At 68.1% G+C, this 14257-nt stretch carries 14 protein-coding genes and 2 pseudogenes; 11 read left to right on the top strand and 5 right to left on the bottom strand.

Translation table 11 applies throughout. From position 1 onward, the window contains the following. From G3N99_RS42005 to G3N99_RS21695, 5 genes and pseudogenes are all read left to right on the top strand, one after another. A pseudogene (locus G3N99_RS42005) lies at positions 1 to 142 on the top strand (2-nitropropane dioxygenase); the annotation flags it as partial. A gap of 80 nt (positions 143 to 222) precedes the next feature. Next, entirely contained in the window at positions 223 to 1677 is a 1455-nt protein-coding gene (locus tag G3N99_RS21710; protein WP_174936897.1) for a M20 family metallopeptidase, read from the top strand. Between the two features lie 68 nt (positions 1678 to 1745). Next, complete coding sequence (locus G3N99_RS21705; RefSeq protein ID WP_206123433.1) at positions 1746 to 2855, top strand: malate/lactate/ureidoglycolate dehydrogenase; 1110 nt, start codon at positions 1746 to 1748, stop codon at positions 2853 to 2855. Then, a complete protein-coding gene (locus G3N99_RS42000) occupies positions 2765 to 3943 on the top strand; it encodes a TfoX/Sxy family protein (RefSeq protein ID WP_346778495.1) in 1179 nt (392 codons plus the stop codon). Before G3N99_RS21705 ends, G3N99_RS42000 begins: the two co-directional genes overlap by 91 nt. 307 nt (positions 3944 to 4250) lie before the next feature. Next, positions 4251 to 4829 (top strand): NnrU family protein, encoded by a 579-nt coding sequence (locus G3N99_RS21695; RefSeq protein ID WP_174936903.1) that lies wholly within the window; start codon positions 4251 to 4253, stop codon positions 4827 to 4829. 83 nt (positions 4830 to 4912) lie between these two features. On the opposite strand, the gene G3N99_RS21690 is transcribed toward G3N99_RS21695, so the two are convergent. After that, positions 4913 to 6292, bottom strand: coding sequence for an amino acid permease (locus G3N99_RS21690; protein ID WP_174985577.1), 1380 nt, complete (start codon positions 6290 to 6292; stop codon positions 4913 to 4915). A gap of 420 nt (positions 6293 to 6712) precedes the next feature. Here G3N99_RS21690 and G3N99_RS21685 point away from each other — a divergent pair, with 420 nt between their 5' ends. Genes G3N99_RS21685 through G3N99_RS42585 form a run of 4 tightly spaced genes read left to right on the top strand, consistent with a single transcriptional unit; the run spans position 6713 to position 9144 of the window. After that, positions 6713 to 7768 carry an aromatic ring-hydroxylating dioxygenase subunit alpha gene (locus G3N99_RS21685; protein WP_174985576.1) on the top strand — a complete coding sequence of 352 codons (1056 nt, stop codon included), beginning with the start codon at positions 6713 to 6715 and terminating at the stop codon, positions 7766 to 7768. A 19-nt stretch (positions 7769 to 7787) separates the two neighbouring features. Next, on the top strand, positions 7788 to 7958 hold the full coding sequence (locus G3N99_RS21680; RefSeq protein ID WP_048250728.1) for a rubredoxin: 171 nt from the start codon (positions 7788 to 7790) through the stop codon (positions 7956 to 7958). After that, the gene (locus G3N99_RS21675) at positions 7955 to 8569 is read left to right on the top strand and encodes an FAD-dependent oxidoreductase (protein ID WP_206123432.1); all 615 of its coding nucleotides are present in this window, start codon (positions 7955 to 7957) and stop codon (positions 8567 to 8569) included. The genes G3N99_RS21680 and G3N99_RS21675 overlap by 4 nt, the downstream gene beginning before the upstream one ends. Then, the gene (locus G3N99_RS42585; RefSeq protein ID WP_206123431.1) at positions 8551 to 9144 is read left to right on the top strand and encodes an FAD-dependent oxidoreductase; all 594 of its coding nucleotides are present in this window, start codon (positions 8551 to 8553) and stop codon (positions 9142 to 9144) included. The genes G3N99_RS21675 and G3N99_RS42585 overlap by 19 nt, the downstream gene beginning before the upstream one ends. A gap of 158 nt (positions 9145 to 9302) precedes the next feature. On the opposite strand, the gene G3N99_RS21665 is transcribed toward G3N99_RS42585, so the two are convergent. After that, complete coding sequence (locus G3N99_RS21665) at positions 9303 to 10244, bottom strand: LysR substrate-binding domain-containing protein (protein ID WP_174936910.1); 942 nt, start codon at positions 10242 to 10244, stop codon at positions 9303 to 9305. A 192-nt stretch (positions 10245 to 10436) separates the two neighbouring features. After that, the gene (locus G3N99_RS21660) at positions 10437 to 11174 is read right to left on the bottom strand and encodes a sulfite exporter TauE/SafE family protein (RefSeq protein WP_174985574.1); all 738 of its coding nucleotides are present in this window, start codon (positions 11172 to 11174) and stop codon (positions 10437 to 10439) included. A gap of 622 nt (positions 11175 to 11796) precedes the next feature. Between G3N99_RS21660 and G3N99_RS21655 the strand changes: the two genes are divergently transcribed. After that, positions 11797 to 13092, top strand: a complete 1296-nt coding sequence (locus G3N99_RS21655; protein ID WP_241011780.1) for a right-handed parallel beta-helix repeat-containing protein — start codon at positions 11797 to 11799, stop codon at positions 13090 to 13092. A 48-nt stretch (positions 13093 to 13140) separates the two neighbouring features. On the opposite strand, the gene G3N99_RS21650 is transcribed toward G3N99_RS21655, so the two are convergent. Further along, positions 13141 to 13728 carry a DUF488 domain-containing protein gene (locus G3N99_RS21650; RefSeq protein ID WP_206123430.1) on the bottom strand — a complete coding sequence of 196 codons (588 nt, stop codon included), beginning with the start codon at positions 13726 to 13728 and terminating at the stop codon, positions 13141 to 13143. Continuing rightward, complete coding sequence (locus tag G3N99_RS21645) at positions 13725 to 13952, bottom strand: DUF2945 domain-containing protein (RefSeq protein WP_174936916.1); 228 nt, start codon at positions 13950 to 13952, stop codon at positions 13725 to 13727. Before G3N99_RS21645 ends, G3N99_RS21650 begins: the two co-directional genes overlap by 4 nt. A gap of 75 nt (positions 13953 to 14027) precedes the next feature. Between G3N99_RS21645 and G3N99_RS21640 the strand changes: the two are divergent. Beyond that, positions 14028 to 14257 (top strand): annotated as a pseudogene (locus G3N99_RS21640) (hypothetical protein); the annotation flags it as partial.

The following is a 14257-nucleotide window of genomic DNA, read 5'->3' as shown; positions in this document are numbered from 1 at the left end:
CGACGACTTCTCGCTGCTGTGGTCGGGCGAGGCCGCGGCGCTTGCGCGCGAAGAGGATGCGGGCGAACTGACGCAACGCCTGTGGCGCGACGCACTGGCGTGCGCGGCGGGGCTGCGCGACGCGTTCCCGCAGGCGGTCTGAACCACCGGGAAGGGGGCGCCGGCGCGGGAGCATCGGCGTATCATCTGGGTTTTCGTCAGCCCGATCCAGGCACCCCCACCATGACCTCCGTCGACACTACCCCCGTCCTCGACCATGACAAGCTCGTTACCTTCATCGAGCGCAAGTGGAACGATGAAATCCTCCACGCCCTGACCGACTACATCGCGATCCCCGCCAAGAGCCCCGCATTCGACCCCGACTGGGCGAAGCGCGGCTATCTCGAGCGCGTCGTCACCGATGCCGCGCAGTGGGCCGAGCGGCAGCCCGTGAAGGGCCTGAAGCTCGAGATCGTGCGCCTGCCGGGCCGCACGCCGGTGATCTTCTTCGAATCGCCCGCCACCCGCTCGGGCAGCACCGACACGATCCTGCTGTACGGCCACCTCGACAAGCAGCCCGAATTCGACGGCTGGCGCGCGGACCTCGGCCCGTGGACGCCGAAGTACGAGAACGGCAAGCTGTACGGCCGCGGCGGCGCGGACGACGGCTATGCGATCTACGCGAGCCTCGCGGCGCTCGGCGCGCTCGACGAGCAGGGCATCGAGCGGCCGCGCTGCGTCGGCCTGATCGAGACCTGCGAGGAATCGGGCAGCTACGACCTGCTGCCGTACGTCGACGCGCTGCGTGACCGGCTCGGCCAGGTGTCGCTCGTCGTGTGCCTCGATTCGGGCGCCGGCAACTACGACCAGATGTGGCTCACCACGTCGCTGCGCGGGCTCGTGTCCGGCGACCTGCAGGTCGAGGTGCTCGAGGAAGGCGTGCACTCGGGCGTCTTCGGCGGCATCGCGCCGTCGAGCTTCCGCGTGATGCGCCAGCTGTTCGAACGCCTCGAAGATGCGAAGAACGGCAACCTGCTGCCGGGCGAGTTCCATTGCGAGATTCCCGACAGCCGCGTGCGCGAAGCCGAAGCGGCCGCTTCGATTCTGGGCGACGCCGTATGGAAGGGGCTGCCGTGGGCCTGCGGCGCGGACGGCAAGCCGGTGCTGCCGACCACGACCGATCCGCGCGAGGCGCTGCTGAATTCGACGTGGCGTCCGTCGCTGTCGGTCACCGGCGCGGCCGGCCTGCCGGCGCTCGCCGATGCGGGCAACGTGCTGCGTCCGCGCACCGCGTTCAAGCTGTCGCTGCGCCTGCCGCCGCTCGTCGACGCCGCGCAGGCCGTGCAGCAGCTGAAGGCACTGCTCGAACTCGATCCGCCGTACAACGCGAAGGTCACGTTCAAGCCGGACGCGGGTGCCGCGACCGGCTGGAGCGCACCGGATCTCGCGCCGTGGCTTGCGTCGTCGCTCGATGCCGCGTCGCGTCGCCACTTCGGCGCCGACTGCGCGTACATGGGCCTCGGCGGCACGATCCCGCTGATGAACGTGCTGCAGGAAGGTTTCCCGTCTGCACAGTTCATGGTGTGCGGCGTGCTCGGGCCGAAGTCGAACGCGCACGGCCCGAACGAATTCCTGCACGTGCCGTACGCGAAGAAGCTGACGGCGGCGGTCGCGGACGTGATCGCGACCGCGCGCTGATCGCCTGGCGCCAAGCGCTCGGCGCTTGGCGTGACAACTGTCCAACCCGATGTGACGGAACCTTGCCGATGACCGCACTGCCGACGCCCGATACCGAACCGCTGCGCATGCGCGCCGAACCGCTGCATGCATTCGTCGCGGCACTCTGGGAGCGAGCCGGCAGCAGCGAGCGCGAGGCAACGCTCGTCGCCGATCACCTGGTCGGCGCGAATCTCGCGGGCCACGATTCGCACGGGATCGGGATGATCCCGAACTACGTCGCGTCGTGGCGGGAAGGGCAGTTGCAGTTGAACGGGCACGCGTCGATCGTCCGCGACGGCGGCGCGGTGCTGACGATCGACGGCGGGCGCGGCTTCGGCCAGGTGATCGCGTTCGAGGCGATGGTCGAAGGGATCGACCGCGCGCGTCGCATGGGCATCTGCGCGATCGGGCTGCGCGACGTGCATCACCTCGGCCGCATCGGGCACTGGGCCGAGCAATGCGCGCGCTCGGGGCTCGTGTCGTTCCATTTCGTCAACGTGCCGGGCGACCTGCTGGTCGCGCCGCTGCACGGCACCGATCCGCGCTTCGGCACGAACCCGTTCTGCGCCGCGTATCCGCGTGCGGGCAGGCCGCCGCTGCTGCTCGATTTCGCGACGAGCGCGATCGCGTACGGCAAGACGCGCGTCGCGTACAACCAGGGCAAGCGCGTGCCGGCCGGCTCGCTGATCGACCATCGCGGCCAGCCGACCGACGATCCGGCCGTGATGCACGAGCAGCCGTTCGGTGCGCTGCTGCCGTTCGGGCTGCACAAGGGGTACGCGCTGGCGGCGATGTGCGAGATTTTCGGCGGCGCGCTCGTCGGCGGGCATACGACCTACGGCGACACACTGCAGAAGACGAGCGCGATCGTCAACGGGATGCTGTCGGTGCTGATCGATCCGAATGCGTTCGAGGCGGCCGACGCCGAGCGCGAAGCCGATGCGTTCGTCGCATGGGCGAAGGCGTCGCCGCAGGCCGGCGACGCACCGGTGCAGGTGCCGGGCGAGCCGGAAGAGGCGAGCCGCGCGGCGCGCGGCGCCGGCGGCATTCCGGTCGATCGCGCGACGTGGCGGCAGATTCGCGAGAGCGCGGCGGCGGTCGGCTTCGACGACGCCGAGCTCGACGGGTGGACGCAGCGCTGTACGGCATCCGCATGAGTTGGCAATCGGAAAAGGCGCACGGCGAGGAGATCGCGTATCAGCTCGCGCCGCTCGGCAACGTGACGGTCGTGCGGTTCTTCAGCGGTGCGGCGATGCGGCTCGACGGCGTGATGTTCGGCTTCATGTCGCGCGGGTCGCTGTTCCTGCGTGTGGATGACGTGAACCGTCCGGCGTTCGTCGCAGCGGGGATGGGGCCGTTCTCGTACGAGCGGCCCACGCGGACGGTTTCGCTCGACGGCTATTACGAAGCGCCGGCCGACGTGCTCGAAGACGCAGGCGCGCTGTTCGACTGGTGCCGCAGCGCGTATCGCGCGGCGTTGCTGGCGGGGCCGCCGAAGCGGAAGGCGAGGGCGGCATCGAAAGCGAGGCCGGTACAGGAAGCGAAGCAGGCGTCGAAGCGGGCCGCCAAACCGGCGTTGAAAGTGTCGTCGAAGCCTGCACCCGCGCAGGAGGCCAGGCTGGAGTCGAATCGGGCCGCCAAGCCGGTGTCGAAAGTGTCGCCGAAGCCTGCGCCCGCGCAGGAGGCCAGGCTGGGATCGAAGCGGGCCGCCAAGCCGGTATTGAAAGCGTCGCCGAAGCCTGCACCGGCGGAGGAAGCGAAGCCGGCATCGAAGCGGGCCGCCAAGCCGGTGTCGAAAGTGTCGCCGAAGCCTGCGCCCGCGCAGGAGGCCAGGCTGGGATCGAAGCGGGCCGCCAAGCCGGTATTGAAAGCGTCGCCGAAGCCTGCACCGGCGGAGGAAGCGAAGCCGGCATCGAAGCGGGCCGCCAAACCGGCGTCGAAAGTGTCGCCGAAGCCTGCATCCGCGCAGGACGCCAAGCTGGGATCGAAGCGGGCCGCCAAGCCGGAATTGAAAGCGTCGCCGAAGCCAGTGCCGGTACAGGAAGCGAAGCCGGCATCGAAGCGAGTCGCCAAGCCGGTGTCGAAAACGTCGCCAAAGCCTGTGCCCGCGCAGGAAGCCAAGCAGGTATCGAAACGAGTCACCAAACCGGCGTCAAAGGCGTCGCCGAAGCCAGTGCCTGTGCGGGAAGCCAAGCCGACGTCGAAACCGGCAACGAAATCCCCGACGAAGCGCAAGCAAACATAGTGCGGGTCGCGCGAAGCGAAAGCCGCGCGATTTTTCCGTTTTGTCGGCCCGGCCGTCGCCCGGCGATGCACTCGACGTGTGCCGGCCAGCGCAAGGGCGACCGGGGCGCACAGTCACGAATCCGTCAAGCTCGTGCCGCACCGCACATCCCCCATGCTTCACAACTGCGGCCTCGGCGTTTATGATCGGCGCGGGTTGCACCCGTGCCTGGCGCGACCCGAGCCGGCCTCGCCGCCGGCCCCGCGAACGGCGCATCGTACGTCGCGCGGGATGCTTCCCCACTCATCATTCCAGACGGAGACAGCCGATGCTCGTCCTGATTCTCGGTTTAGCGATCTTCCTTGGCGTGCACTCGATCCGGATCGTCGCGGACGGCTGGCGGTCAGCGATGATCGAGCGGATCGGCGAGAAAGGCTGGAAGGGCCCCTATGCGATCGCGTCGATCGTCGGCTTCGTGCTGATCATCTGGGGTTACGGCATCGCGCGCCAGGGCGCGACGCTGCTGTGGGTGTCGCCCGTCGGTGTGCGCCACCTCACCGGCATGTTGACCGCCATCGCATTCGTGCTGATCGCCGCGTCCTACGTGCCCGGCAACCGCATCAAGACGCTCGTCGGCCATCCGATGGTGGCCGGCGTGGCGGTGTGGGCCATCGCGCACCTGCTCGCGAACGGCACGCTGCACGCAGTCGTGCTGTTCGGCGCGTTCTTCGTGTGGGCGCTCGTCGATTTCGTCGTGTGGCGTGCGCGTGACCGCCGCGATGGCGTGCGATATCCGGCGGGCAGGCTGTCGGGCGACGTCGTGGCGATCGTGGCCGGGCTCGTCGTGTGGGCCGTCTTCGCGCTGTTCCTGCACGGCTGGCTGATCGGCGTGCGGCCGTTCGGCTGAGCAGCCGGGAAGTTGGGCGCCTGAGAAGTTGAGCGACCGAGCGGCGGCCGACCGGCGCGCCGCTCGCCCGCCCGGGGCAACGGTTAGCGCGCCTTCGCGCCGGCCGTATCGCCGAGTTGCGCCGGCTTGCGGCGCACGAAATACGCCGCGACGATCGCGAGCGCCGTCAATACCGTGAACCAGAACTGGAAGCGCGAATCCGGGTTGAACGCCTGCGAGCCGAGCACGGCGACCAGCGCCAGCAGTGCGATCCAGTTCGACACCGGATAAAACCACGCGCGGAACGCCTGCGGATCGCGCGGTGCGTGCTTCTCCTGCCGGCGCATCGCGAAGTGCGCGACGATGATGAAGATCCACACGATCATCACGAACGCGCCGCTGCTCTTCGCGAGCATCAGGAACAGGTCGCCGCCGCTCACGAAGTGAATGCCGAGGATCGATACGCAGATCGCCAGGCACAGCACGAGCGCGTTCATCGGCACGCCTTTCGCGTTGGTCCGGCCGAACATCGCGGGCGCGTGGCCGCGCTGGCTGAGCGAGAACAGCATGCGCGAGTTCGAGAACAGGAACGAGTTCATCACCGACATGAACGACACGAACAGCACGAGCTTCATCGCGACGGCCGCGCTCGTGAAGCCCGCCATGTTGAACAGCGACACGTACGGCGATTTCAGGTTGGCCTTGTCGGTCCACGGCATGCACAGGATCAGGATCGACACCGAGCCGACGTAGAACACCATCACGCGCACGATCACGCTCTTGATCGCGCGGATCACGTTCTTGCTCGGGTTCTCGGATTCACCGGCCGCAACGGCGGCGATTTCGCTGCCGCCGAGCGAGAAGATCACGACCATCACGCCGGCGAGCACGGGCGAAATGCCGTTCGGCATGAAGCCGCCGTGATCCGTCAGGTTGATGAGCCCCGGCGCGGGAATGCGCGGCTGGAAGCCGAGCAGGATCGATGCGCCGAGCGCCATGAAGATGATGATCGTCGTCACCTTCGCGAACGACAGCCAGTATTCGGCTTCACCAAACGAGCGCACCGAGTACGCGTTGCTCGCGATCAGCGTGACGAGCATGAACAGCGCGCCGCCCCACACGGGCAGCCACGGCAGGAAATCGTGGAGGATCGCGCCGAGCAGGATCGCCTCGACGGTGATCGTCATCATCGACTTGAACCAGTACAGCCAGCCGACCGCGAAGCCGGCCCATTCGCCGAGATAGCTGCTCGCGTAGGTGGAGAACGATCCGCTGTCGGGATTGCGGGAGGCCATTTCGCCGAGCATGAACATGACCAGCGTGACGATCACGCCGCCGATCAGGTACGACAGGATCGCCGCGGGGCCGGCGGTCGCGATGATGGCGCCGGAGCCGACGAACAGGCCCGCGCCGATCACGCCGCCAAGCGCGATCATCGTGATGTGCCGTTGCTTGAGGCTTTGCCTCAACGAGTTGTCCTGCATCTCCTACCTCTAGTTATTGTTGGCCCGTTGGCCGGGAACGCATCGGGCAGCGCGGCGGCAAGCGTTCTGCCGCCGCAAGGGGCGCCGATGTCGAGGGAGCGTGTGTGACGCGATGTGCCGGGCCGCCGGCGGTGAATCGGAATGGCGGCCGCGAAGTGCCGGTCGGTGCCCGCGAGAGGGCGATGACGACGACAACCCCGGATTGTGGGCGGACACCGCCGTCACGGCAAACGAGATATGCGAAAGACGTCTTGCGGTTTGCTCATCAATTGCCGGCTCGTCCATGCCCGCGTCGACATGAACTACATGAAAGCGCGGCGATGGGAGCGGCGCCGGTCTCCCGATATCGTTGTTTCCACGCGGCAACGTCTCGGGTTCGACGGTCGCCGCGACGACGACAACGCTTCCATGGAGACACGAATGACGCATACCCAGGTCGTGCCGTTGACTCGGTCACGCGCACCGGTTCCGCCCCGCCATTGCACGTTCGACGTGCGCGATTGGGACATCCTGAGCCGCTACTGGCATCCGGTCGCGTTCGCGACCGAGGTGGGCGACCGTCCGCTTGCCGTGACGCTGCTCGACGAACGCATCGTGCTGTTCCGGTCCGGCGGCGCCATCGTCGCGGCACGCGACGTATGTCCGCACCGCGGCGCGCCGCTGAGCCGCGGCTGGGTGGTCGAGGATCGGCTCGTGTGCCCGTATCACGGCCTCGAATATGCGGCGGACGGCAAGTGCGTGCGCATTCCGTCGCAGCCCGACGGCCCGATTCCGGAGCGCCTGTGCCTGACGACCTATGCGGCGCAGCAGGCCTACGGGCTCGTGTGGGTGTCGCTGGGCGGCGGCGAGCTGCCGCTGCCGGATTTCCCCGCGTGGAACGCGGAAGGCTTCCAGCAGATCCTGCCGCCGTCGATCGACATCCGCGCGTCGGCCGGCCGGCAGACCGAGGGCTTCATCGACGTCGCGCACTTCGCATGGATTCATCACGAGAGCTTTGCCGACCGCCGCAATCCGGTCGTGCCGCAGTACTCGGTGGAGCGGCGCGAGAACGGCCTGCATGCGGAATACGTGAGCACGGTCAGCAACTTTCCCAAGTCGATGCAGCATCGCGCACCCGAGGGTTTTCCGTGGCGGCGCGTGTTCGAAGTCGACGTGCCGTTCTTCGCGCGCCTCACCGTGCATTTTCCGGAGGGCGGCCGGCTCGCGATCCTGAACGCGGCCAGCCCGGTTTCCGCCCGCCTGACGCGCCTGTTCGTGCCGATCGCGCGCAACTTCGATCACGACCTGCCGCTCGACGACGTGTATGAATTCAATCGCCAGGTATTCGAGGAAGATCGCGAGATCGTCGAGCAGCAGTGCCCGGAGGATTTGCCGATCGACCGTTCGCATGAAGCGCCGATCCTGGCCGATCGCTCGTCCGGTGCATACCGGCGCGCGCTCGGCGAGATCGGGCTCGGCCAGTCTTATGCGCGCTGAGCGGCGCACGGGAGCCATGATGAAGATCTGGGAATGCGTGATCTGCGGGTTTCGATATGACGAGGCCGAAGGCCTGCCGCAGCACGGGATCGCGGCCGGCACGCGCTGGGAAGACGTGCCGGACGACTGGATGTGTCCGGACTGCGCGACCGGCAAGCACGATTTCGACATGCAGGTGGTGGCGGCATGAGCACGAACGAAACGTCAGACAGCCGCGGCGATCCGGTCGTCATCGTCGGCACGGGCCTCGCGGGTTATACGGTTGCACGCGAATGGCGCAAGCTCGACGGCGACACGCCGCTCGTGATGATCAGCCGCGACGACGGCAGCTTCTATTCGAAGCCGGCGCTGTCGAACGCGCTCGCGCAACGCAAGACGCCCGAGCAGCTCGCGATGTCCGATGCGCGGACGATGGCGGAGCAGCTGCACGCAACCATCCGGACGCACTGCGCGGTGCGGCGGATTTGCGCCGACGAACACGAGATCGTGCTCGACGACGGGAGTACGCAGCGTTATCGCGCGCTCGTCCTGGCGACCGGTGCCGATGCGCGGCGCGTGCCCTGCGAAGGCGACGGCGCGGCCGACGTGCTGTCGATCAACGACCTGGCCGACTACGCGCGGTTTCGCGGCGGGCTGCGCGACTGCCGCTCGGTCGCGATGCTCGGCGCGGGGCTGATCGGTTGCGAGTTCGCGAACGACCTGGTCGCGGCGGGGCTGACCGTGACCGTGATCGACCCGCCGACGCGCCGCTGTCGCGACTGCTGCCGGCGGAGGCCGGCCGCGTGTTCGGCCATGCGCTGAGCGACGCGGGCGTGCACCTGCGGCTCGGTACGGGCGTGCGTTCGATCGCGCGTCTCGCACGCGGGTACCGGCTTGCGCTGACGGACGGCGGGCACCTCGAGGCCGACCTCGTGATATCGGCGATCGGGCTCGTGCCGAGAGTGACACTGGCGCGGGACGCGGGGCTCGACGTCGCGGACGGCATCGTGACCGACGCAGGGTGCCGCACAAGCGCACCGGACATCTTCGCGCTCGGCGACTGCGCGGCGATAGAAGGGCGGGTCCGGCCGTATGTGCTGCCGATCATGCACGCGGCGCGCGCACTCGCGCAGGGCTTGCGTGGCACGCCAACCCGCGTGGCGTTTCCGGTGATGCCGATCGTAGTCAAGACGCCGGCGATCCCCGCCGTGGTCGTCACGGCGGACGGCGGTGGCCGCTGGACCACGGAGGTCGGCGTGGGTGACGCGCCGCGTGCGACGCGCGCGCTTTGCGCGGATCCCGACTCCGGGCGCATCACGGGTTTCGCACTGCTCGATGCGGCAACGGCGGAAAAAGCCGCGCTGCTGAAGACGATGGCCGCTGACGCCACGACCTAGCCTGCGGCCCGCGTCGATCCCGACATGGCGCCTTTCCAGATGCGCCATCGACAGGCAGCTTCTTCGCTGACCGACCCCTGTCGCGGACGTGGCCCGCACGCAGCATGCGGGGCCGTCCGTTCATTGCCGCGAGCCTCGGCTCGCGGCTTTTTTGCTTTTCAATGCGGACGGCGCGCGATTTCCGGCACCAGTTTCTTCGCGACGCCGGACACGAGGCGCCGCAGCCAGACGGCGGCCGCGCTGCGATGCGTGCGGTCGTGCCAGAGCTGGTAGTAGGTCAACGCCTGCGGCTCGCACGGAATCGGTTCGATGCGCAGCGGCAGCAGGCTGCAGAAGTGCGTTGCGAGCGTGCGCGTCGTCGTGAACAACAGGTTCGAGCGCATCAGTACGTAAGGCGCCATGCCGAAATAGGGCATCGTCGTCGTGACGTTTCTCGACAGGCCGCCGCGCGCGAGTTCCCGATCGATGGTGCCGAGGCCGGTTGCGTGATGGGTCGTCACGCCGAGATGGTCGGCTTCGCGGTAGACGTCCGCGGTGAGCTGGCCGCGCCGGATCCGATGATCGTCCCGCATCACGCACACGAGATCGTCGCGGCATAGCGGCTGCAGATGCAGCTGCTGAGGTGGCGTGCTCCAGTTGCCGACCGCCAGGTCGAGCGAGCCGCTTTCGAGTGCATGTTCGTACCCGCCGTCCACGGTCATCAGGTGCTGGAATTCGATGCGCGCGCCCGGCGCCTCCTGCTTGAACGCGTCGACGATCGCGGGCAGGAAGAACACGTCGAGATAGTCGGGGGAGCCGATCCGGAAGGTGCGGTGCGTCGTGGCGGGATTGAACGTGCTGGCCGGATTCAGCACGGCGGCGATGCCGGCGAGCGCCTGGTCGAGCGGCTCGACGAGCGTCATCGCGTGACTGGTCGGCACCATCCGGCTGCCGCTTCGCACCAGCAGCGGATCGCCGGTGATCGCGCGCAGCCGGCGCAACGCGACGCTGATGGTCGGTTGCGATTGGCCGAGCAACACGGCGGTTCGCGAGACGCTCGATTCGGTGATGAGCGTGTGGAGGATCTTCAGAAGATGCGCGTCGATGACGTATCGGGACATGCGGGCTGCCGGTGGGGATATCGTGCCCCGATGTATACGTAGCGATATTTCGACCGTCAATCGAGCGGATATCCGGAGCCGCGCGAGCGGGCCTTGCGCGGCGGACTTCATAACGGATCGGATATCGCGTCTATGTCCGTGCCGTCATGGCCCCGGAATGGCAGTCGGTGCGGTGCGCGCGACGCGTTCGCGTCAGATCGGCTTGACGAACAACCCGACGGTCAGCACCGCGCCGATGCAGACGATCCCGATCCGCAGCACGCGTTCGTTCACGCGATGCAGCGCCCAGGTGCCGAGCAGCCCGCCGACGATCGCGCCGCCGCCGAGCGCGAGCGCCTTGTCCCAGTGCAGGTGCGGCGACGTCAGGAACAGCACGACGGCCGAGGCGTTCATCACGCCCGCGAGCGCGTTCTTCGTCGACATCGCGTGGCGCGGCGACAGGCCGGCCATCGTCAGCACGGCCATCATCAGGAAGCCGAGCCCGCCGCCGAAGTAGCCGCCGTAGATCGCGATCATGAACTGCGAGAGCGCGGCGGGGACGGTGCCGAGGTGGGCCGTGCCTTCACTCGGCTTGCGGAAAAAGCTGCCCCACGCGAACACGATCGTCGCGAACAGCACGAGCCACGGCACGAGGCGCGAGAAGATCGACGAAGGGGTTTTCAGCAACAGCAGCCCGCCGAGCGCACCGCCGACCACGCTGATGAAGAACATCGCGCGAAACGACAGCTTGCCGACGCCGCGCACCATGTTGCGGCTCGCCCAGCCGGTCGTGACCTGCGCGGGAAACAGCGCGACCGTCGACGTGATGTTCGCCGCGAGCGGCGACATGCCCGACACGATCAGCGCGGGCAGCGTGACGAACGAGCCGCCGCCGGCGAGGGTGTTCTGCAGTCCGGCCCAGAGGCCGGCGAGGATGACGAGAGCGAGCATCGGAGCGGGAGCGGAAGGTGACGGGTTTGCCTGCCGGAGGCGGGCAGGCGCGGCGAACGCCCGATGGTAATGCAGGACGGGCGGCGGCGTGAACTGGTGCGATTGCGGTGTCGTTGCGGGCCTTCCCGGCCGGCGCAGGCGATGGTGCCGGACCGCCCGCGACCAAGGTCGATGACGGCCCGGGCAACCGGACGGGCGGTCTTACGACGTCGCGCGGCCAATGTCGGATTGTCGAACGATGCGCGCGAAATAGACTGGTTGATGAGCGGCGGGAAAGAACCGGCAGGGTTGGGGGTCAGCCGGCGTCCGGTGCGCTCGGGAACGCAGTTCCTGTTGACGGGTTCGATTCCGGCCACGCGGTGCCGGCGCGTCGGAATCGGACCGCCTTTCCTCGGGGGACACGCATGGGCGCCGGCGGGCGAACAGGCGACCGGGTGTCGATCGCGGCCACGCGACGGCGCTTCGTTGCCGTTGCTCCGCCGTATCGGCGGAGCAAATGAATGTCGCAGTCGGGATGGTACGCCGCGTGTGCCACGCGCCGAACCATCGCCGTTGCTCGAACGCCTCGCGACCGTCAGCCGTTGGCCGGTCGTCGCGGGCGAACGGGCGTGAGAGAACAACCATGAGAAAGTCGTTTCGCGAGATCGGCTCGGGTACGGCCGTCTGCCTGATCTGCACCGCATGTTTCGCCGCATCGCCGGCGGCCGCCTACACGCCGGGCGGCACGCGACACGCGTACCCGTCGCGCAGCGCGCCGGCGCTTCCGACCGTGACCGTCCAGCCGACGGCGAACGGCGGCGACCAGGCCGACGCGTTGCAGGCCGCGTTCGATGCATTGCAGCCGGGCCAGCGCCTCGTGCTCGCGCCGGGACGCTACGCCGTCGGCCGGTCGCTGACGGTGTCCAAGGCGAACGTCGTGATCTCGGGATATGGCGCAACGCTGGTCGCGACCAACCCGGCCGATCAGACCATCGTGATGAGCGGCAGCGGGTCGACGCTCGTCGGCGTCACGCTGGTCGGCACGGGCACGACGCGGCTGACGACGCCCGCATCGACGAAGGTCGAGGTGACGGGCACCGGCGTCCAGGTGCTCGGCGTGACGATCCAGGGTGGCGCCAGCGCCGGGATCTTCATATACGGCGGCAGCAACGTGGCGATCGTGGGCAACACCGTGCAGGCGACGCTGGCCGACGGCATCCATACCACCCACGGCTCGACCAACGTGCTGGTGCGCGGCAACACGGTGAAGGACACCGGCGACGACCTGATCGCCGTCGTCAGCTATCAGGCCGACGGCAGCCTCAGCGCCAACGTGCTGATCGACGGGAATACGGTGTCGGGCAACTACTGGGGGCGCGGCATCTCCGTGGTCGGCGGGCGGACCGTGACGATTTCGAACAACTCCGTCAACGGTGTGCAGAAGGCGGCCGGCATCCTGGTCGCGCAGGAGGATAGCTGGAAGACCTACGGCGTGTCGGACGTGCTGATCGAGAACAACGTCGTCGGCGCGATCCAGGACGGCACGAACGCGAACAACGGCCTGCAGCCGACCCAGCAGGCTGCGATCGAGCTCGATACCTGGTCGGGGACGGTGTCGTACGTCGTCGTGAAGGGCAACCGCGTATCGGGCTCGGGCTATGCCGGCTTCCGGGCGTTGGGGAACGTCTGCTATTTCGCGGTGGTCGACACGGCGCTCGCGTCGATCGCCGGCATGCCGGTGTGGCTGCAGACGAACAACTGCCCGGCCGCCGATATCGTCGCGTACGGTAATTCGCTGGGTGGCGTGGCGCTGGCGCCGCCGATCGGCGCTTCGCCGTCCGGGACGATTCCGGCCGGCGGCGCGGTGATGTCGGGGATGCCGGCGGTGCGCACGAGCCTGATGCAGGCGACTGGCGCGCCCGCGGCGGGGCGGAACTGACGATGTTCGCGACGCGCTGCCGGCCGTGCAGTCGAACGGGGCGCCGCGCTATGCGTTCGGGGGCGCGGTTGCCCCCGGCGCCGTGGCGTCGTCCTCAGCCTCCCCGGTGTCCGGATAGACGATCGTGCCGTCGGGCCGGATTACCGCGCCGGCCGTCAGGTGCGCGGGTTCCACGCGGTGGCGGCCCATGATGTGAAGCACCGTTTCGCCGCGCGCGATCAGGTAGTCGGACACGATGCGCCGGTGGCAGCGCCACCACACCGCTTCCGAACACATGATCGCGCAGCGCTGCTCGTGCCCCTGTGCGATCAACCGGTCGAGACCGTCGCGAAACTCGGGTGACAGCGCGTAATCGGCATAGCGGTGAAAGCTCTGGTTGGTCCAGAAGTCGTTGACGTCGTCGGGCACGCCGCGCGACCTGCCGCGCAGCCCGCCGAGTGCGGCGATGTGTTCGTACGCGATGTCGGCGGCGGCCAGCGCGCCCGGCAGCGTCGCTTCGTTGAACTGGGGGTTGGTGCGCGAGCGCGTCATCTTGCGGATATCCGCGAGCAGTACGATATCGACTGCGTCGAGCATCCCGACGAATTCGTCGAGCGTGCGGTTCGAGTGGCCGATCGTGTAGAACGGGAGCGTCATGCGTCGTCCTTGCCGACGATGCGCTCGAGCACGCGGCCGCGATGCGCGGCGATGTGGTCGGTGCGGTCGCTCTTGATCTCGTACTGCGGATCGTCGGGCGACGCGCGATGGCGGTGGCCCTTGTAGTCGAAGTCCGCGGTGTGGACCGCGATGATCGTGCCGGTCACGTAGCCGGCTTCGGAATTCCACCGGACGTGGTCGCCCAGGTTGAATGGCGTCGTCATGCAGGTGACCCTCCTTGCGCGGGTGCGGTGTGCGGCGATCCTTGCGGCGAGTGTCGTCGTGCCGGGAGGCATGGCGTGTCCATTATCGGCCGCGGCCGTTGGCGGAAAAAGACACAGTCCGCTGAAACTCGTGCACCGGCCAGGACACTGCCCGATTTAACCCTTCATTACGATGGGCTTTCCGAAAAAGTGCTAGATTCGCCCATCGATATCTCGCAACGCGGAGAGGGCAGACAGATGCTGAAGAAATGGGCGGGGATGGCCGTGGTGGCCGGTGCGGTGGCGGTGGCGTCGCTGCCGGCCGA

This window comes from Burkholderia sp. Ac-20392 (assembly GCF_017104585.1).
GTDB classification, from domain to species: Bacteria; Pseudomonadota; Gammaproteobacteria; order Burkholderiales; family Burkholderiaceae; genus Burkholderia; species Burkholderia lata.
The sequence above is the reverse complement of the archived record's forward strand: the minus strand, read 5'-3'. Positions and strand labels throughout refer to the sequence as shown.

What these genes read in the sequence shown, in the direction of transcription:
- G3N99_RS21710 (WP_174936897.1), top strand. Translation starts at nt 223, where the DNA reads ATGACCTCCGTCGACACTACCCCCGTCCTCGACCATGACAAGCTCGTT.
- G3N99_RS21705 (WP_206123433.1), top strand. Translation starts at nt 1,746, where the DNA reads ATGACCGCACTGCCGACGCCCGATACCGAACCGCTGCGCATGCGCGCC.
- G3N99_RS21695 (WP_174936903.1), top strand. Translation starts at nt 4,251, where the DNA reads ATGCTCGTCCTGATTCTCGGTTTAGCGATCTTCCTTGGCGTGCACTCG.
- G3N99_RS21690 (WP_174985577.1), bottom strand. Translation starts at nt 6,292, where the DNA reads ATGCAGGACAACTCGTTGAGGCAAAGCCTCAAGCAACGGCACATCACG.
- G3N99_RS21685 (WP_174985576.1), top strand. Translation starts at nt 6,713, where the DNA reads ATGACGCATACCCAGGTCGTGCCGTTGACTCGGTCACGCGCACCGGTT.
- G3N99_RS21680 (WP_048250728.1), top strand. Translation starts at nt 7,788, where the DNA reads ATGAAGATCTGGGAATGCGTGATCTGCGGGTTTCGATATGACGAGGCC.
- G3N99_RS21675 (WP_206123432.1), top strand. Translation starts at nt 7,955, where the DNA reads ATGAGCACGAACGAAACGTCAGACAGCCGCGGCGATCCGGTCGTCATC.
- G3N99_RS21665 (WP_174936910.1), bottom strand. Translation starts at nt 10,244, where the DNA reads ATGTCCCGATACGTCATCGACGCGCATCTTCTGAAGATCCTCCACACG.
- G3N99_RS21660 (WP_174985574.1), bottom strand. Translation starts at nt 11,174, where the DNA reads ATGCTCGCTCTCGTCATCCTCGCCGGCCTCTGGGCCGGACTGCAGAAC.
- G3N99_RS21655 (WP_241011780.1), top strand. Translation starts at nt 11,797, where the DNA reads ATGAGAAAGTCGTTTCGCGAGATCGGCTCGGGTACGGCCGTCTGCCTG.
- G3N99_RS21650 (WP_206123430.1), bottom strand. Translation starts at nt 13,728, where the DNA reads ATGACGCTCCCGTTCTACACGATCGGCCACTCGAACCGCACGCTCGAC.
- G3N99_RS21645 (WP_174936916.1), bottom strand. Translation starts at nt 13,952, where the DNA reads ATGACGACGCCATTCAACCTGGGCGACCACGTCCGGTGGAATTCCGAA.